Origin of the sequence: Aquipuribacter nitratireducens, from assembly GCF_037860835.1 — a bacterium.
Lineage (GTDB): Bacteria > Actinomycetota > Actinomycetes > Actinomycetales > JBBAYJ01 > Aquipuribacter > Aquipuribacter nitratireducens.
The window spans coordinates 305103-322975 of record NZ_JBBEOG010000005.1 but is presented as its reverse complement, the minus strand read 5'-3'; the positions used below and the strand labels follow the sequence as shown (position 1 = coordinate 322975).

The 17873-nt window shown below is 75.1% G+C and carries 13 protein-coding genes; 4 read left to right on the top strand and 9 right to left on the bottom strand.

Annotated elements, in window-relative coordinates:
- Positions 1-66: 66 nt before the first annotated feature.
- From WAB14_RS12145 to topA, 5 genes are all read right to left on the bottom strand, one after another.
- Positions 67-1668: an alpha/beta hydrolase gene (locus WAB14_RS12145; RefSeq protein WP_340270110.1), complete on the bottom strand. Its 1602-nt coding sequence runs from the start codon at positions 1666-1668 to the stop codon at positions 67-69.
- A complete protein-coding gene (locus WAB14_RS12140) occupies positions 1665-2813 on the bottom strand; it encodes a DNA polymerase III subunit delta' (protein ID WP_340270108.1) in 1149 nt (382 codons plus the stop codon). Before WAB14_RS12140 ends, WAB14_RS12145 begins: the two co-directional genes overlap by 4 nt.
- Positions 2810-5473, bottom strand: a complete 2664-nt coding sequence (gene tmk / locus WAB14_RS12135; protein WP_340270106.1) for a dTMP kinase — start codon at positions 5471-5473, stop codon at positions 2810-2812. The genes WAB14_RS12140 and tmk overlap by 4 nt, the downstream gene beginning before the upstream one ends.
- A gap of 105 nt (positions 5474-5578) precedes the next feature.
- Positions 5579-6151, bottom strand: a complete 573-nt coding sequence (locus WAB14_RS12130) for a hypothetical protein (RefSeq protein ID WP_340270104.1) — start codon at positions 6149-6151, stop codon at positions 5579-5581.
- Between the two features lie 153 nt (positions 6152-6304).
- The gene (gene topA / locus WAB14_RS12125) at positions 6305-9127 is read right to left on the bottom strand and encodes a type I DNA topoisomerase (RefSeq protein WP_340270102.1); all 2823 of its coding nucleotides are present in this window, start codon (positions 9125-9127) and stop codon (positions 6305-6307) included.
- 131 nt (positions 9128-9258) lie between these two features.
- Here topA and WAB14_RS12120 point away from each other — a divergent pair, with 131 nt between their 5' ends.
- A complete protein-coding gene (locus WAB14_RS12120; RefSeq protein WP_340270101.1) occupies positions 9259-9600 on the top strand; it encodes a hypothetical protein in 342 nt (113 codons plus the stop codon).
- On the opposite strand, the gene WAB14_RS12115 is transcribed toward WAB14_RS12120, so the two are convergent.
- Complete coding sequence (locus tag WAB14_RS12115) at positions 9560-10288, bottom strand: TetR/AcrR family transcriptional regulator (RefSeq protein WP_340270099.1); 729 nt, start codon at positions 10286-10288, stop codon at positions 9560-9562. The genes WAB14_RS12120 and WAB14_RS12115 overlap by 41 nt on opposite strands.
- A gap of 24 nt (positions 10289-10312) precedes the next feature.
- On the opposite strand from WAB14_RS12115, the gene WAB14_RS12110 reads away from it, so the two are divergent.
- Together WAB14_RS12110 and WAB14_RS12105 are read left to right on the top strand one after the other, a co-directional pair.
- Positions 10313-10717 carry a DUF2834 domain-containing protein gene (locus tag WAB14_RS12110; protein WP_340270097.1) on the top strand — a complete coding sequence of 135 codons (405 nt, stop codon included), beginning with the start codon at positions 10313-10315 and terminating at the stop codon, positions 10715-10717.
- The gene (locus WAB14_RS12105; protein ID WP_340270095.1) at positions 10714-11685 is read left to right on the top strand and encodes a hypothetical protein; all 972 of its coding nucleotides are present in this window, start codon (positions 10714-10716) and stop codon (positions 11683-11685) included. The genes WAB14_RS12110 and WAB14_RS12105 overlap by 4 nt, the downstream gene beginning before the upstream one ends.
- Here the strand turns inward: WAB14_RS12105 and WAB14_RS12100 are convergent.
- On the bottom strand, positions 11672-13261 hold the full coding sequence (locus WAB14_RS12100) for a DUF7059 domain-containing protein (protein WP_340270093.1): 1590 nt from the start codon (positions 13259-13261) through the stop codon (positions 11672-11674). The genes WAB14_RS12105 and WAB14_RS12100 overlap by 14 nt on opposite strands.
- Positions 13262-13308: 47 nt before the next feature.
- On the opposite strand from WAB14_RS12100, the gene sthA reads away from it, so the two are divergent.
- Complete coding sequence (sthA, locus tag WAB14_RS12095) at positions 13309-14778, top strand: Si-specific NAD(P)(+) transhydrogenase (RefSeq protein WP_340270091.1); 1470 nt, start codon at positions 13309-13311, stop codon at positions 14776-14778.
- A 91-nt stretch (positions 14779-14869) separates the two neighbouring features.
- On the opposite strand, the gene WAB14_RS12090 is transcribed toward sthA, so the two are convergent.
- A complete protein-coding gene (locus WAB14_RS12090; RefSeq protein WP_340270090.1) occupies positions 14870-17176 on the bottom strand; it encodes a sodium-translocating pyrophosphatase in 2307 nt (768 codons plus the stop codon).
- 275 nt (positions 17177-17451) lie between these two features.
- The gene (locus tag WAB14_RS12085) at positions 17452-17871 is read right to left on the bottom strand and encodes an ATP-binding protein (RefSeq protein ID WP_340270089.1); all 420 of its coding nucleotides are present in this window, start codon (positions 17869-17871) and stop codon (positions 17452-17454) included.
- Positions 17872-17873: the final 2 nt, after the last annotated feature.

Genomic DNA, 17873 nt, shown 5'->3' with positions numbered 1-17873 from the left:
TCCGCCCTCGGAGGCAAGCCACCGGTCACCCGACTGACCAACCTCCCTGGGCATCACAGCTAGCCCTCAGGAGTAGTCGGCGACGCACTCCGTCCCGTCGTCGGGCACGGTGCCCTCGAGCCAGAACTCGTCGAGCACCGCGTCGACGCACCCCGCGCCGGTGGCGGCGTACGCGGTGTGCCCGTCCCCGTCGTAGGTGACGAGCACCCCGCTGTCGAGCTGGTCGGCGAGCCGCTCGGCCCACACCCCCGGCGTCGCGGGGTCCCGGGTCGTCCCGACGACGACGACCGGCGGCGCGCCGTCGCCGTCGACCTCGGGCCACTCGACGCGCTCGAACGGCCACGACAGGCACGGCAGGCCGCCGTACGCCAGCTGGGGACCGAAGGTCGGCGCGGCGTCCTCGAGCTCCGCCGCGAGCCGGTCGAAGTCCGCGACGTCGAGGTCGGCGAGGCCCTCGGGGTCGGTGGGCGCGTCGAGGCAGTTGACGGCGAAGATCGCCTCGCCGGCGTTCGTCCGGTAGGTGCCGTCCTCCTGCCGCTCGTTGAGGACGTCGTTGAGGAACAGCAGGGGCGTGCCGTCCCCGGCGAACCCCGGCCCGAGCGTCTGCCGGAGCGCGGGCCACAGGTCGTACTGGTACAGCGGCAGGAGCAGCGAGGTGACGCCGAGACCCTGGGTGAGCTCGCGGTCGCTGTCCTGCACGGGCAGCGGGGCGGCGTCGAGGGAGGCGAGGAACGCCCGCACCTGGTCGATGCCCTCCTCGACGGTCCCGCTGAGCGGGCAGTCCTCCTGCTCGAGGCAGTCGGCGACGAAGGACCGCAGCGCGGTCTCGAAACCGGCGCCCTGCTCGAGCGCCGTGGTCGTGTCGTCCGCGGGCCGGGGCGTGAGGTCGACGGCCCCGTCGAGGACCATGCGGCCGACCCGGTCGGGGAACAGCTCGGCGTACAGCGCCCCGAGCACGGTGCCGTAGGACTTGCCGAGGTAGTCCAGCTCCGGCTCCCCGAGCGCCGCCCGCAGCACGTCCATGTCGCGGACCACGGAGAGGGAGTCGACGTGGGGGGCGACCGGGTCGTCGGCGCAGCCGTCGGCCAGCGCGGCGGACAGCTCCTCCAGGCGCCGCATCTCGTCCTGGTCGTCGGGGCTCGGGTCGGCGGCGGCGAGCTCGCCGTAGGTCTCGTCGGACACGCAGTCGACCGGCGCGGAGCGGAACACGCCGCGCGGGTCGAAGCCGACGACGTCGTAGCCGGTGCGCAGCCGCTCGGTCGTGACGAGCGGTGCGGCGAGGGCGTAGTCGACCCCGGAGCCGCCCGGCCCGCCGGGGTTGACCACGAGGCTGCCCCGGCTGTCGCCGAGGGCCTGCAGCCGCGCGAGCGCGAGCCCGATCGTCTCGCCGCCCGGGTCGTCGTAGTCGAGCGGGACCTCGAGCGTCGCGCACTCCTGCCCGACCGCCTGGACACCCTCCGGCAGCTCGCGCGCAGGGCACTCCCGCCACTCCAGCCGCTGCTCGTAGAACCGGCCGAGATCGGCCTGCGGGGCGGCGGTGACGGACGGGTCGACGGACGGCGGCACCTCCTCGGCGTCGGGCTCGCCCGTCACGGCGCTGCAGCCGGCGAGCGCGAGGCAGGCGGCGACGGCCGCGACGGCGCCGCGGAGGGTGTCTCGGTGTCTCATGCGGCGGGGTCCCCCAGTCGGACCGTCATCGCCTCGAGGGCGAGCGGCAGGGCGGCGTTCTGCGTGAGCCGTCGCCGCGTGGTCGTGATGACGTCGCACACGCGCAGGACGTCCGCGGGCGCCAGGCGCCGGGCGAGGCGCTCGACGTCGGCGCGCATGTCGGCGTTGACGAGCGGGACGGGCGCCCCGGCCTGCACGAGCAGCACGTCCCGGTAGAGCGAGAGGAGGTCGAGCAGGGCGCGGTCGAGCCCGTCGGTGGCGCTGCGCCGCACCTGCCGCTTGTGCTGCTCCTGCAGCTCCCGCCACTGGGCGCGGACCTGCCGCGGCAGCTCCTCGGGCGTCTGCACGCCCATGGTCCGCAGCCACGACGCGTTCTCCGCCTCCTGGGCGGCCTCGACGGCGGCGGTGGACTCCTCGGTCGCGATGTCGCGGAGCTCCTGGGCGGCCTCGACGGCGCCCGGCACGCCGACCGCCCGGTTCGGCACCTGGAGGACCTCCCGCCGGCGTCGCCGGGCGTCGGGGTCGACGGCGAGACGGCGCGCGACGCCGATGTGGCCCTGGGACGCGGCCGCGGCCCACGCCGCCTCACCGGCGCTGACCCCGTGCCGGTCGACGAGCACACGCGCGACCGCGTCGGCCCTGGGCACCCCGAGCGTCACCTGCCGGCAGCGGCTGCGGATCGTGGGGAGCAGGTCCTCCGGCGAGGGGGCGCACAGCACCCACACCGTGTGGGGCGGCGGCTCCTCGATCTCCTTGAGGAGCATGTTCGCGGCGACGTCGCGCAGCCGGTCGGCGTCCTCGACCACCACGACGACGTAGCGGCCCCGGGTGGGCGACACGGAGGCCCGGCGGACGAGCTGGACGACGGTGTCCTTGCGGACCTGCATCTCGTCGGTGGCGAGGACGGTGACGTCCGGGTGGGTGCCGGCGAGGGTCTCCGCGCAGTCCGCGCAGCGCCCGCAGCCGTCGTCGCCGCACTGCAGGGCGGCGGCGAACGCGCGCGCCGCCACCGACCGCCCCGACCCGGGAGGGCCGGTGACGAGCCACGCGTGCGCGAGCCCCGAGGGCTGCAGGCGGCGGTGGACCGCCTGCGACAGTGTCGCGACGGCCCGCTCCTGCCCGACGACGGCGTCCCAGACGCTCACCTGCGGGGTCCGCGACCGACCCCGTCGGACTCGTCCGCCTCGTCGGGGAGCTCGAGGACGAACGGCCGGGTGTCGTCGAGGTCGTAGGTGACGTCCGCGTCGGGGCGGTCGCCCTCATGGAGCCCGTCGTGCCGTGCGGCGGCGTGGTCCGTCACCACCGGGAGGACGTCGGTGTCGCCCTCGCGCAGGTGGCGGCGGTGCGCCTCGGCGCGGGCCCGCATCCGCTCCGCCTCGCTCGCGAGGCGCTCGCGCTCGGCCCGCTCCTGCCGCTCGCGCTCGGCCGCCATCGCCTCCCGGACCCGGGCACGCCCGGTCTCCTCCTCCGCCGCCTCCTCGACGGCGCGGGCCTCGAGGGCCTCGCGCCGGCGGGCGTCGGCCGCCAGCCGCTCCGCGGCGACCGCGCGCTGGCGCGGCGACAGCGGCACCATGCGACGCACCCGGCGCTCGACCTGGAGGAGGACGTCGGCGGGTTCCTGGGACGCGTCGACGACGAGGTAGCGGTGCGGGTCCCGCGACGCCCGGTCGAGGAAGGTCTGCCGGACCTGGGCGTGGAAGTCGTCGCCTGCGGACTCGAGCCGGTCGGCGCCGTCGGCGCCGTCGCGGCCGTGCAGCCGCGTGCGGGCGACGTCGGGGTCGACGTCGAGGACCACCGTGAGGTCGGGCCGCAGCCCGCCGGTGGCCCAGCGGGAGACCCGCTCGACGTCGGCGGCGTCGAGGTCGCCGCGGGCGCCCTGGTAGGCGATGGAGGAGTCGACGTAGCGGTCGCCGACGACGACCGCGCCGGCCTCGAGCGCGGGCCGGACGACCGTCGCGACGTGCTGCGCGCGGTCGGCGGCGAACAGGAGGGCCTCGGCCCGCGGCACGGGACCCTCGTCGCGCGGGCCCGTGGCCGGGTCGCGGTCGAGCACGAGGCGCCGCAGCTCACGCCCGAGGGCGGTGCCGCCCGGTTCCCGCGTGAGCACGACGTCGTGCCCGAGCTCGTCGGCCAGGTAGCGCCCGATGCCGTCGACGAGGGTCGACTTGCCGGAGCCGTCGCCGCCCTCCACGACGAGGAAGAAGCCGGGGTGGGGCCGCGCGACGTCGAAGGGGTCGCCCGAGCCGCGGCGCAGCGCCTCGAGCAGCTCAGCGCGCAGGCTGCGCCCGGGCCGGTCGTCGAGGCCGCGGTACGTCGCGACGCCCACGACGACCGCGAGGAGGCCGGCGAGCGCGAGCACGAGGCCGGGACCGCTGAAGGTCCACGTCAGCGCGTCGGTGATCTCGACCGCGCGCTCCCCGGCGGCGGCGGCGAGCGCGGGCCCGGCCGCCATCACCGCGACGAGGACCACGCGCACCGCGGTCTGGACGAAGGCGAAGGTGCGGCCGCGGACGGCGTCGTCGACCTCGGCCCCGAGCAGGGTCATGCCCGTGACCCACGCGAGCCCGGCGAGGAAGCCGAGGACGGTGACCGCGACGACCGACAGGACGATGTCCGGCGAGAGACCGACGACGACGAGGGCGACGCCGGCGGCGGCGATCGCGGCACCGAACAGGCGGCGGCGGGAGACGTCCCGCAGCGTGCGGGGACCCTGCCACACACCCAGCGCCATGCCGACGAAGACGGCGCCGAACAGCACGCCGTACCCGGGCGCGCCCGCGCCGAGCGTCGCGACGTAGGGGATGCCGAGCCCGATGACGAACCCCCCGGCGGCGAACGCCCCGATCATGCCGCCCACCAGCCCCCGCACGAGCGGGGTGCGGGCGATGAACACCCAGCCGTCCCAGACCTGCCGCCACACCGAGACGCGGGCAGGCCCTCCTCCGGGCATGCCGTCGTGCGTGGTGTCGTGCGTGGTGTCGTGGGTGGTGTCGTCCCGCCGGACGGCACGTGCGGCCCGGTCGGCGGCCGAGCCCCTGGCCCCGGGGGGCAGGGGCAGCCGGGCGACCACGACGGCCGCCACGAGGAACGTGACGGCGTTCGCGTAGAGCGCGAGGTCGACGGGGCTGGCCAGCACCGGCGCGAGCCCCGCGATCCCGTCGAGGGCGTTGCTCAGCCACACGAGCACGACGAAGAGCAGCGCGGCGACCGGGGCGGTGCCGTAGGTGGCGACGACCCCCAGCTGGTTGGCGGCCTCGAGCCGCCGCCGAGGCACGAGCGTCGGCACCATCGCGTCCTTCGCCGGCATCCAGAACAGGGCCGTGACCTCGACGAGGACCGTGGCGACGTACAGCCACCACAGCTCACCGACGAGCGGGATCGACAGGAAGAGCAGGCCACGGACCACGTCGCCGACGACCAGCGCGACGCGCCGGTCGACGCGGTCGGCGAGCACACCGGCGAGGGGTCCGAGGAGGACCGCCGGCGCGAGGCGCAGGACGAAGACGAGGGAGACGGCGAGCCCCGCCTCGGTGCTCGTGAGGTCGACCGCACGCAGGTCGAGGCCGTCGCCGGTCGCCGCGCCGCCCGCGAGCACGGCGGCGAAGAAGGTGACGGCGAGCAGCCCGAGCCAGTCGCCGAGGCTCGACAGCCCGAGGACGAGCCACAGCCGGCGGAAGGCGGGGTAGCGGAGGACGGCGCGCGGGCTGTGGTCGGGCGGCGAGCCCGGCCCGTGGGCCTCGTCGTCGGCCGTCGGGTCGAGGGTCGGGTCCAGCGGCGCGTCGGGCTGCCCGGTGGTGGCGCTCACGCGGCCAGGGTACGGGCGGGGGCGGACCGCACGGCGGAGCCGCCGCCACCCTGTGGGTGACGGCGGCTCCGGTTCGGGCGCCCGGCCCGCGGTGACTGCCGCCTCTCAGTGGAGGACCGGCAGGTCCCGCACCACGGGCAGCGCCCGCCAGCGACGGCCCAGCCCGAGGACGTCGCCGGCGTTCAGGACCACGAGGAGCGCGAGGACCATCGCGTACACCAGGTGGTCGTCCATGAAGGGGTTGTTGGGCGGCGGCAGGACGGCGGCCCACATGAGGACCAGCAGCAGCCCGCCGGTGACGGCGGCGATGCGCATCCCGATGCCGAGGATGAGGGCGACGCCGATGCCGAGCAGGCCGACCATGAACAGCCAGTCGGCCCAGACGGCCCCGGCCATGCTGCCGAACGCGTCGGCGAACGGGCCGGAGACGGCGTTGCCGAGGAAGCCCGCGGTGGGCGAGCCGCCCTCGAGCCAGGCGTTCTCGGCGGGGGTCGCGCGGCCGAGGCCGAACGTCTTGTCGAGGAACGCCCACAGGAAGACGAAGCCGATGCTCACGCGGAGCGCCGCGAGCAGGTAGCGGGCGGCGGCGGGAAGGCGGTCCGCACGGCTGACGACCTCCGCGCGATCCGTGGTGGTCCGCCCGGTCGACGGGACGGGGCGGGAGACGGTGCTGGCCATGACGACCTCCTACGACTGCGGCCCGTGTGGGCCGGTGCACCACCCGGGGTGGCGGTGCACCGCAAGCGTCCCGCCGCCGAGGACCCTCCTCACGGGACGAAGGTCCCCGGGACCAACGTCCCGGGGACCCTCGCGCAGACGCGTCGTCGCAGGTCAGCGGCTCGAGGACGCCTTCTTCGCCGCGGTCTTCCTCGCCGCGGTCTTCTTCGCCGCGGTCTTCTTCGCCGTCGTCGTCTTCGCCGTCGTCGTCTTCGCCGCGGTCTTCTTGGCGCCGCGCTTCTTCGCCGGGCCGGCGGCGCGCCGTTCCGCGAGCAGCTCGACGGCCCGTTCGAACGTGACGCTCTCCTTCGTGTCGTCGCCGCGGAGCGTCGCGTTCGTCTCGCCGTCGGAGACGTAGTCGCCGTAGCGGCCGGAGCGGACCGTGATCGCCCCGCCGCTGGTGGGGTCGGTGCCGAGCTCGGCGAGCGGCGCCGCGGCGGTCCGGCCGCGGCCCCGCTTGGGCTGGGCGTAGATCGCGAGGGCCTCCTCGAGGGAGGTCGTGAAGATCTGCTCCTCGTTCTCCAGCGACCGGGAGTCGCTGCCCTTGCGCAGGTACGGCCCGTACCGCCCGTTCTGCGCGGTGATCTCCTCACCGGTCTGCGGGTCCGTGCCGACGACGCGGGGCAGGGACAGCAGGCGGAGGGCGTCGTCGAGGGTGACCGTGTCCATCGACATCGACGCGAAGAGGCTCGCGCGGCGGGGCTTGCCGCTCGCCCCCTCGGGCAGGACCTCCGCGACGAAGGGGCCGAAGCGACCGGACTTCACGATGACGTCGTGGCCGGTGTCGGGGTCGCGACCGAGGACGGTGTCGCCCTTGGCCGCGTCCGCGAGCAGCGCGCGCGCCCGCTCGACCGTCAGCTCGTCCGGCGCGATGTCGTCGGGGACCGACGCGCGGACCTCCTTGCCGTCGGCTCCGGTCGGCGCGTCCTCCTCCTGCAGGTAGGGCCCGTAGCGGCCGACGCGCAGGACGACCCCGTCGCCGATCTCGATGGTGCTGACGGCACGGGCGTCGATCTCGCCGAGCCCGTCGGCGAGGCCCTTGAGCCCCTCGGCGAGCCCGGTGAGGCCCTGTCCGGCCCCGCCCGGGAGCGGCGGGAGGCCCCCGGTGCCGGCGCCTGCGCCCCCGGGGCCGCCGGCGCCGAAGTAGAACCGGGTGAGCCAGTCGGCTCCTGCCACCTCGCCGGAGGCGACCCGGTCGAGGTCGGCCTCCATCTCGGCGGTGAAGTCGTAGTCGACGAGCCGCGGGAAGTGCTCCTCGAGCAGGCGCGTGACCGCGAACGCGAGCCACTCGGGCACGAGTGCCGTCCCCTTGTGACGGACGTAGCCCCGGTCGATGATCGTGCCGATCGTTGCGGCGTACGTGGACGGCCGGCCGATGCCCCGCTCCTCGAGCGCCTTCACGAGGCTCGCCTCGGTGTAGCGGGACGGCGGCGACGTCCGGTGCTCGGTCGTGAGGAGCTCCTCGACGTCGACCGCGGCGCCCTCGCTGAGCCGGGGCAGGCGGGACTCGCCGTCGCTCGCCTCGGAGTAGCGGTCGGCGTCGCGGCCCTCCTCGTAGGCAGCGAGGAACCCGCGGAAGGTGATGACGGTGCCGGACGCCGCGAACTCCGCCCGGCGCCCGTCGCCCGCGTTCGCGGCGAGCCGGACGGACGCCGTCGTGCCGCGCGCGTCGGCCATCTGGGAGGCCACCGTGCGCTGCCAGATGAGCTCGTAGAGCCGGAACTCCTCGCCCCGCAGGGCGCCCGCGACCTGCGCGGGGGTGCGGAAGGAGTCCCCGGCGGGACGGATCGCCTCGTGCGCCTCCTGCGCGTTCTTCGCCTTCGAGGCGTACGTGCGCGGGCGATCCGGCACCGACTCCGCGCCGTAGAGGTCGGCCGCCTGCCGGCGGGCCGCCGCGACCGCCTGGTCCGACAGGGCCGTCGAGTCGGTCCGCATGTACGTGATGTAGCCGCCCTCGTAGAGGGTCTGCGCCACCCGCATCGCCTGCTTGCTGCTGAGACGCAGCTTGCGCCCGGCCTCCTGCTGGAGGGTCGAGGTCGTGAACGGGGCCGCGGGCTTGCGGGAGTACGGCTTCTCCTCGACCCGCGCGACGGTGACGTCGGTCCCGTCGAGGGCCGCGACGAGGTCGCGGGCTCCCGCGGCGTCGAGCGCGACGAGGCGCGCCGGGTCGGTCTCGCGCAGCCGGCCGCGGTCGTCGAAGTCGCGACCGGTGGCCACGCGCGCCCCGTCGAGGGAGGCGAGCCGGGCGAGGAAGCGCTGCTGCTCGCCCGGCGCGGCGAACGTGCCCTGGACGCCGGCGTAGTCGGCGGCGACGAAGGCCATGCGCTCGCGCTCGCGCTCGACGACGAGCCGGGTGGCGACCGACTGCACCCGCCCCGCGGACAGGCCCTGGCGCACCTTCCGCCACAGCACCGGGCTCACCTCGTAGCCGTAGAGGCGGTCGAGGATGCGGCGCGTCTCCTGGGCGTCGACGAGCGACTCGTCGATGTCGCGCGTGGACTCCAGCGCCCGGGCGATGGCCTCTCGCGTGATCTCGTGGAAGACCATGCGCTTGACGGGGACCTTCGGCTGCAGCTCCTCGAGGAGGTGCCACGCGATGGCCTCGCCCTCGCGGTCCTCGTCCGTGGCGAGGATGAGCTCGTCGACGTCCTTGAGCGCGCGGCGCAGCTCGGTGACCTTCTTCTTCTTGTCGGCGTCGACGACGTAGTACGGCTCGAAGCCGTTCTCGACGTCGACGGCGAACTTGCCGTACGGCCCCTTCTTCATGTCCGCCGGCAGCTCCGAGGGCTGCGGGAGGTCGCGGATGTGGCCGACCGAGGCCTCGACGACGTAGCCGTCGCCGAGGTAGCCGCCGATCGTGCGGGCCTTGGCGGGGGACTCCACGATGACCAGGGCCCTCGTGCCGGCCGAGGGTCGGGTGGTGGTGCTGCGTGCCACGTGGTGCGTCCTCTCTCGCGGGCGGGGACGTCCGCCCGACCGCGCAACGGTAACGGCACGCCGGACGCCCTGCGCCGAGGGCGCCGTCCCTGGGGATGACAGCGGGGCGCCCTCCGGCGCATCCTGGGGCGGTGGGGCCGGCGACGACGCACCCTCGGCCGCCGCGACCACCGGCTCTCGTGCCGTGGTGGCGGCGCTGGTTCGTGCGCACGCCCGCGCCGACCGCGCCGCCGCTCCAGCGCATCACGGCGGACCTGCGGCGCCTCGAGACCGAGGCCGAGCGCCTCATGAGCGACGAGACGGTCGTCGCGCGCGGGCAGCGCCTCATGGCGGTGCGCCTCGCCTACGACCTCGCGCTGCTCGACGCGTGCGAGGCGGTCGGGGCACCGCCCCCGACCGGTCGGGTCCCGCTCACGAGCGGCGACCGCCTCCTCACGACGGTGGAGCTGACGCGGGCCGGTCTGGTCTGGTGACGAGGAGGTCGTCGAGCAGCTCGTCGAGCTGGCGGCGGACGAACGCCTCGGCGTCGGGAAAGGCCCACCGCAGGTGCCCGGACACCTCGACGGTGATGCTGCCGAGCATCCGGTGGTACCCCTCGACGAAGGGGTAGGTCTCCCCCGGGCCCCACGGGGCGCCGACCCGCGCGGCGAACGCCCTCAGTGACTCCCGCTCGCCGGCCGTCAGGGTGCGCGCGTCGACCGTCCGCAGCAGGCCCGCGGCGAGGAGCTCGGCGAAGAGACCGCCGAAGAAGGCGCCGAAACGCTGCGAGGCGGCGGTCGTCGGACCGTCCTCGGGCGCGGCGTACCCCGCGACCGGCGTGCCGAACACGAGCCCGAACTCCGCAGGGTGGCCGAGCGCCCAGCTGCGGAAGGCCCACGTCGCCTCGCGGAGCCGGGCAACGGGGTCGTGCGCCGGGACGCTGTCCCGCCCGGCCGCGGCGGCGGCGGTCGCCTCGTCGCTGCACGCGGCGATGAGGAGGGTGAGGAGGTCGTCGCGACCGCTCACGTGGCGGTAGAGCGCCGGTGCCGTCACCTCGAGGCGCCGGGCGACCTCCCGGACGACGACGGCCTCCGGCCCGCCCTCGACGAGGAGCGCGCGGCTCGTGTCGACGATCCGCTCGACGGTGAGGGGCGCGCGTCTCGGTGTGAGGACCTCTTGCATGTTAACGATGTTAACACTACCGTCGTGGTGCTGGTTAACACTGTTCACCCCACGGGAGTGGTCGTCATGGTCGTCGTCTACGCGGTCCTCGGGCTCGTCGGGCTCGTCGGGACCTGGTTCTTCAACCTCCGATCCGGGGCCGCGGGCGAGGACTACCTCGCCTCGTGGTTCGCCACCGCCGCGTCGACCTCGGCCGCGGTCGACCTCCTGGTCGTGGCGGTCGCGGCCTCGGTGTTCTTCCTCGTCGAGGGCCGGCGCCTCGGCATGCGGTGGGTGTGGGCCCTCGTCCCGCTCACGTTCGCCGTAGCCCTCGCCTTCACGTTCCCGGTCTTCCTCGCGTGGCGGGAGTGGCACCTCCGGCGCCGTGCGGCCGCCGTCACCGGCCCGGCCAGGACCGCGGAGGCGGGCTCCACGGCGGTGCCGTCGTGAGCGCCCGGGGGCTGCTGCGCGCCGGCTGGCGCGTGAGCCCGGCCGTCACGCTGCTGCTGGTCGTCAACGTCGCCGTCCTCGGCGTCTCGCTCGTCGGTCTCGCCGTCGACGACACCGTCGTCACGGGTCAGCCGGCGTGGCAGAAGCCGCTGAAGTTCGCCCTGTCGTTCGTCGCGTTCGCCCCGGCGCTGCTGTGGGTGTTCCACCACGTGCCGCGCAGCCGCTGGGTGCGCGTCGCGCTCGAGGTGACGGGGTGGGCGATGATCGTCGAGGTCGTCGTCATCGCGCTGCAGGCCGCACGCGGCGTCATGTCGCACTTCAACTACACGACCGTCCTCGACGGCACGCTGTTCACCGTCATGGCGGCGGGCGTCGGGGTCTTCACCGTCTGCATGCTCGTGGCCGGCACGGTCCTCGCCCGCCGCCGGCTGCGGGGCCCGCTCGGTCTCGCCATGACGCTCGCGGTGCCGCTCATGACGCTCGGCGCGGTGACGGGCTACTCGATGACGAGCCCGCGGCCGGGGCAGGACCCGGCCGCGGGCGTCGTCGGCGGGCACGCCGTCGGCGGCGCCGACGGCGGCCCCGGGCTCCCCCTGTTCGGCTGGTCGACGGAGTTCGGCGACATGCGCGTCGTCCACTTCGTCGGGCTCCACGCGCTGCAGGTGCTCCCGCTCGCCGCGATCGTCCTCACGTGGCTGGTCGGACGTGGGCTCCTGCGCGTCGGCGAGCGCCGCATGCTCGCGGTGGTGGCGGTGACCGCGGTGGCCTACCTCGGGCTCATGGCGACGCTCTTCGTCCAGGCCCAGCGCGGGCAGCCGGTCGTCGCGCCCGACGCCCTCACCCTCGCGAGCGCGGGGCTGCTCGTCGCGCTGCCGACCGCGGTCGCGGTCGCCCTCGCCCTGCGCCCGGACCCCACGTACCGGGCGGCCGACCGGCCGCGCCTCGGGTCGCTCCTCACGGTCGGCTGACGGGTGCGAGGAGGCCGTCGGCGACGAGCCCGGTGAGGGCGGGAAGGAGCCGCTCGACGAGGCGGGACGGCTCCTCGCCGAGGAGCGTGGCGACGGCCTCCACGACCACCCCGAGCGGCAGGTCGCCGTCGCAGGCGCCGACGACGGCCGCGAGGGCGGTCGAGGCCTCGACGGTGAGCCCACGACGACGGGTGTCGACGAGGAGGAGCCGTCGCGGGTCCGGCGAGCCGGGGTCGTGCTCGCGCCGTTCCACGACACCCTCCGCCACCCGCAGCCGCGCCCCCAGCAGGCGGGCGGGGTCGCGGTGGGCGTCGAGCGCACCGAGGGCGTCGTGGCCGCTGAGCCCTGCGGCGAGCACGTCCCGCCAGGCGCCGGGGATGCCCGCGTGCTCGTCGTCGAACCGGGTGAGCGGCGGGGTCGCGGAATCGGCCGGGCGCCGGCGCACCGTCACGATGCCGAAGCCGACGGCCTCGACCCCCCTCGCCGCGAGGTCGCTGAGCCACGCCTCGTACCAGGCGTCGGCGGTCGCCCGGTCGGGCCGGCCGCCGTCGGCGATCCACGCCTCCGCGTAGGTGGCGGGGTCGGCGAGCTCGCGCTGGACGACCCACACGTCGAGGACGTCGTCGGTCCCGTCCGGACGTGCCGCCAGGGCCGCGCGCGCGGCCTCGACCCAGGTCGCGAGCCGGTCGCGCCACGACTGGTCGGACCGGTCCTCCCACGTGCCGAGGAACTGCGCGAGGCCGCCGGTCGCCAGGTGGCCGCCCACCTCGGTGAGCATGCGCCGCACGACGTCGTCACCCGGGAGCCCCGCGTCGCGGTACGTGTACGTGGGGACGTCGTCCCGACGCGGGGTGATGACGAACGGGAGGTTGGCGACCACCCGGTCGAACCGCTCCCCCGCCACCGGGTCGAGCAGGCTCCCCGGCCGCACGTCCACCGTGAGGCCGTTGAGCGCGGTGGTGAAGCGCGCGAACGCGCAGGCGCGCTCGCTGAGGTCCGTCGCGACGACCTCGGTCCCCGTCCGCGCGAGGTGGAGCGACTGGACGCCGGAGCCGGCCCCGACGTCGAGGCAGCGCATCCCCGTCAGCCCCGGCACGACGGCCTCGACGAGGGTCATGGAGGCGGCGCCGACGCCCAGCACGTGGTCGGTCGGCAGCGGTGCGCCCCCGTGGGCGAGCTCGCCGAGGTCCGAGCACACCCACCACGACGCCTCACCGAGGTCGTCGACGACCGCGTGGGGCTGGAGGTCGACGAGCGCGCGGACGTCGTCGCCGACGCGGTCCACGAGACCGAGGGCGTCGGCGCCGTCGAGGCCGAGCCGCGGCAGCGCGCGGGCGGCGGCGGCCGCGGGGACCGCGTCGCCGAGCGTGAAGAGCCGGACGAAGGTCGCGACGGGGTCGTCGGCGCCCCGCAGGACCCGTCGTGCGGGGACCGGCTGGTCCCGGGCCAGCGCGACTGCGGCGAGGTCCCCCAGGCGTGCGGTGACGCCGTCGACGTCGTAGCCGGCGGCCGTGAGGTCGTCGCGGAGCCGGTCGACGAGGTCGGGCACGACGACGGGGGGCGGGGCGGCGGGCATGCCGGTGACCGTAGCCAGGAGCGGATCGGCTCGGCAGACTCGCTCCGGTGACGACCGAGAGCATCCCGGCCGAGCCCGCCGTCGCCCCGCACGACCCGGGGCCCGACGACCACTCCTACGCCTACGACCTCGTCGTCGTGGGGTCCGGCCCCGGCGGGCAGAAGGCGGCGATCGCGGCGGCGAAGCTCGGCAAGCGGGTGTGCGTCGTCGAGCGCAAGCACATGGTGGGCGGCGTCTGCGTCAACACGGGCACGATCCCGTCCAAGACGCTGCGTGAGGCCGTCCTCTACCTCACGGGCATGCACCAGCGGGACGTCTACGGCGCCAGCTACCGGGTCAAGGCCGACATCACGGTGCAGGACCTGCTCGCCCGCACCCAGCACGTGATCGGTCGCGAGGTCGAGGTCGTGCGGGCACAGCTGCTGCGCAACCACGTCGACCTCGTCGTCGGCAGCGGGCGCTTCGTCGACCCCCACACGATCGCGGTGTCCGGTGACGGCGGTAACCCGGACACGACGGTGACCGCGGCGCACGTGGTCATCGCGACGGGCACGCGGCCCGCGCGGCCGGACTCGGTCGAGTTCGGGCCCCGGGTGGTCGACTCCGACGGCGTCATCGACCTCGAACGCGTCCCGGGCTCGATGGTCGTCGCCGGCGCCGGGGTGATCGGCATCGAGTACGCGTCGATGTTCGCCGCGCTCGGCACCCGCGTCACGGTCGTCGACAAGCGGCCGTCGCTGCTGGAGTTCTGCGACCCCGAGGTCGTCGACTCCCTCAAGTTCCACCTGCGTGACCTCGCGGTGTCGTTCCGGCTCGGCGAGGAGGTGAGGAGCGTCGAGGCGAACGGCGCCGGCACGGTGACGACGCTCGCGTCCGGCAAGCGGATCCCCGCCGAGACGGTCATGTACTCCGCCGGCCGGCAGGGGCAGACCGACTCCCTCGACCTGGAGAAGGCGGGCCTGAACGCGGACTCCCGGGGACGCATCGCCGTCGGGACCAACTACCGGACGGAGGTGCCGCACATCTACGCCGTCGGCGACGTCATCGGGTTCCCCGCGCTGGCGGCGACGAGCATGGACCAGGGCCGCATCGCCGCCTACGACGCCTTCGGGGAGCCGGTGCGCGACCTCACGGCGCTGCAGCCGATCGGCATCTACACGATCCCGGAGATCAGCTACTGCGGTCGCGGCGAGGCCGAGCTCACCGCCGACGCCGTCCCCTACGAGGTGGGGGTCGCGCGGTACCGGGAGCTCGCGCGCGGGCAGATCGTCGGCGACCCGTACGGGATGCTCAAGCTCCTCGTCCACACCGAGACCCGCGAGCTGCTCGGCGTCCACGTGTTCGGCACCGCTGCGACCGACCTCGTCCACATCGGCCAGGCGATCATGGGCTGCGGCGGGACCGTCGACTACCTCGTCGACACGGTCCTCAACTACCCGACGCTGTCGGAGGCGTACAAGGTCGCGGCGCTCGACGCGACGAACAAGCTCCGGGCGGTGGCGCGCTTCGGCGCCTGACGCCCGGTCGTCGCCCTCCCGCCCCCCACGTCCGCGTCCCTGCCGACTCCTGCGTAGGACGTCGGCGAGGACGCGGACCTGTGTGGGGGACTCAGCGGGCGCCGGCCGCCGCGGGCACGTCGTCGGTCATCGACACCGAGCGGCGCTTCGACACGGCGACCGCGACCACGATGATCGCGAAGGCGACGCCCGCGATCCCGAAGCGGAGCGCGTCGTTCGCGCCGTCGCCGATGCTGAGCGACACGACCGCGGGTGCGATGAGGACGGCGACGAGGTTCATCACCTTGATGAGCGGGTTGATGGCCGGGCCGGCGGTGTCCTTGAACGGGTCGCCGACCGTGTCGCCGATGACCGTCGCGGCGTGCGCCTCGGAGCCCTTGCCGCCGTACGCGCCGTCCTCGACGAGCTTCTTCGCGTTGTCCCACGCGCCGCCGGAGTTCGCGAGGAACACCGCCATGAGGGCGCCGGCGCCGATCGCGCCGGCGAGGTAGCCGGCGAGCGGGCCCACGCCCAGACCGAAGCCGACGGCGATGGGCGCGAACGCCGCGAGCAGACCGGGGGTGGCGAGCTCGCGGAGGGAGTCGCGGGTGACGATGTCGACGACCTTGCCGTACTCCGGCTTGCCCGTGCCCTCCATGATCCCGGGGATGTCCCGGAACTGGCGGCGGACCTCGAAGACGACGGCCCCGGCCGCACGGCCGACCGCGTTGATCGCGAGGCCGGAGAAGAGGAACACGACCGCCGCACCGAGCAGGACGCCCACGAGCGTGGCGGGGGACACGATGCCGTAGTCGACGCTGTCGAGCGCGGCGCCCGCCTCGCCGAGCGCGGTGCGCACGGCGTCGGTGTAGGAGCCGAACAGCGCGGTGGCGGCGAGGACGGCCGTCGCGATGGCGATGCCCTTCGTGATCGCCTTCGTCGTGTTCCCGACGGCGTCGAGGTCGGTGAGGATCTGCGCGCCCTCGGCGTCGACGTCGCCGGACATCTCGGCGATGCCCTGGGCGTTGTCGCTGACCGGCCCGAAGGTGTCCATCGCGACGATGACGCCGACGGTGGTGAGCAGGCCGCAGCCGGCGAGGGCGATGAGGAACAGCGACAGCGTCACGGAGCCGCCGCCGAGGAGGAAGAGCCCGAACACGGCGGCCGCGAGGACACCCACGGTGTAGACGGCCGACTCCAGGCCGAGGCCGAACCCCGACAGCACGACCGTGGCGGGACCGGTGAGCGAGGTCTCCGCGACCTGGCGCGTCGGCGGCTTCACCGTGTCGGTGAAGTAGCCGGTGAGCCACAGGATGATGCCGGCGAGGACGACGCCGACGATCACGGCGACGGTGGCGATCACGCGCGGGTCGCCCGGCAGCTCGAGGATGCCCGGGTCGGCGACGTCGCTGAACCCGGCGAAGGTGGCGGGCAGGTAGACGAACGCGGCACCCGCCGACAGGACCGCCGAGATGATCGCCGACAGGTAGAACCCGCGGTTGATCGACGTGAGGCCCGACTCGCCTGCGCGCGGCTTCACGAGGTAGACGCCGAGCACGGCGGTGAGGACACCGAGCGCGGGGACGATGAGCGGGAAGACGAGGCCGGCCTCGCCGAACGCGGCCTTGCCGAGGATCAGGGCGGCGACGAGCGTGACGGCGTAGGACTCGAAGAGGTCCGCGGCCATCCCGGCGCAGTCGCCGACGTTGTCGCCGACGTTGTCGGCGATGGTGGCGGCGTTGCGGGGGTCGTCCTCGGGGATGCCGGCCTCGACCTTGCCGACGAGGTCGGCGCCGACGTCGGCGCCCTTGGTGAAGATGCCGCCACCGACGCGCATGAACATCGCGAGGAGGGCGGCGCCGAAGCCGAAGCCCTCGAGGACCGTGGGGGCGTCGCTGCGGTACAGGAGCACGACGAGCGCCGCGCCGAGCAGACCGAGCCCGACCGTCGCCATGCCGACGGTGCCGCCGGTGCGGAAGGCGATCCGCATGCCGAGGTCGCGGCCGCCCGGCTCGCGGGCGGCGGCGGCGACGCGGAGGTTCGCGCGGGTCGCGAGCCACATGCCGAGGTAGCCGATGGCGGCGGAGAACGCGGCCCCGACGACGAAGGCGATGCTGCGCCCGATCCGGATGTCCCCGTCGCCGGGCAGCAGGAACAGGAGGCCGAAGACGAGGACGACGAAGAGGCCGAGGGTGCGGAACTGCCGGCTGAGGTACGCCGCCGCGCCCTCCTGGACCGCCGTCGCGATCTCCCGCATCCCCTGCGTCCCCTCGGCGGCGGACAGCACCTGCCGGCGGAACACGGCGGCCATGGCGAGCGCGCCGACCGCGACGGCGGCGACGACGGCGACGACCGCGGCCGAGGCACCACCGAACGGAACGGTGGTGGCCCCCCCTGCGGCCAGGACGAGATCGTGCATCGGGTGGTCCTCCTCGGTGCGGCCGTCGTGCGGCCGTTCGGCAGCGCCGGGTCGTGCTCGGGCTGTGTGGTCGTTCTCGTAGCGGACGGTCGGGACTCGTGCGTACCGGCGCGCCCGCCCGCCCGGTCGCGTCCGCCTCGTCGTCGAGGCCGGTCGACGGCCGGTCGGGTCACTCCCGGTGAGGGCTCGGAGTCTAGGGGGAAGCGGCGGGAGGGCCGCCACGCCGGGCGACGGGTGTGGGCTGCGTCACGTCGGGCACCTCGCCCCGAGTGGTGTCAGGGCAGGTCCCGCCACGAGAGGACCGTGACGTCGCCGTCGACGTGCACGTCGTCGGCGAGGCCCCGCAGGAGCGCGACCGCGAGGTCGTCGCCGCCCTCCTCGGGCAGCCCGGTGGCGTCACTGCTCAGCAGAGCGAGACCGCCGCCGACCCGCACGACGAAGGTCCGGGCCGCGTGCTCCCCCCGGCCTCCGGGGCCGAGCACCACCTCCACCGCGCGGTCGGTGATGGTGTTGAGGGCCCAGGTCACGGCCTCGCCGACGGCGATCCGCACCTCGTCGACCCGGTCCTCGGGAAGGCCCTCCCGACGGGCGACCGCCGCGGCCACGAGCCGGGCCGTCCGGACGTTCTCCGGCGATCCCCCGATCCGCAGGACGACGTCCTCGTCGCCCGCGACGGCGCCCATGGGGAGGTCCACGA

Bases quoted from the DNA above. Each gene is read 5' to 3' on its own strand.
- WAB14_RS12090 (WP_340270090.1), bottom strand. From the start codon at position 17,176: ATGCACGATCTCGTCCTGGCCGCAGGGGGGGCCACCACCGTTCCGTTC.
- WAB14_RS12145 (WP_340270110.1), bottom strand. From the start codon at position 1,668: ATGAGACACCGAGACACCCTCCGCGGCGCCGTCGCGGCCGTCGCCGCC.
- WAB14_RS12130 (WP_340270104.1), bottom strand. From the start codon at position 6,151: ATGGCCAGCACCGTCTCCCGCCCCGTCCCGTCGACCGGGCGGACCACC.
- WAB14_RS12100 (WP_340270093.1), bottom strand. From the start codon at position 13,261: ATGCCCGCCGCCCCGCCCCCCGTCGTCGTGCCCGACCTCGTCGACCGG.
- WAB14_RS12115 (WP_340270099.1), bottom strand. From the start codon at position 10,288: ATGCAAGAGGTCCTCACACCGAGACGCGCGCCCCTCACCGTCGAGCGG.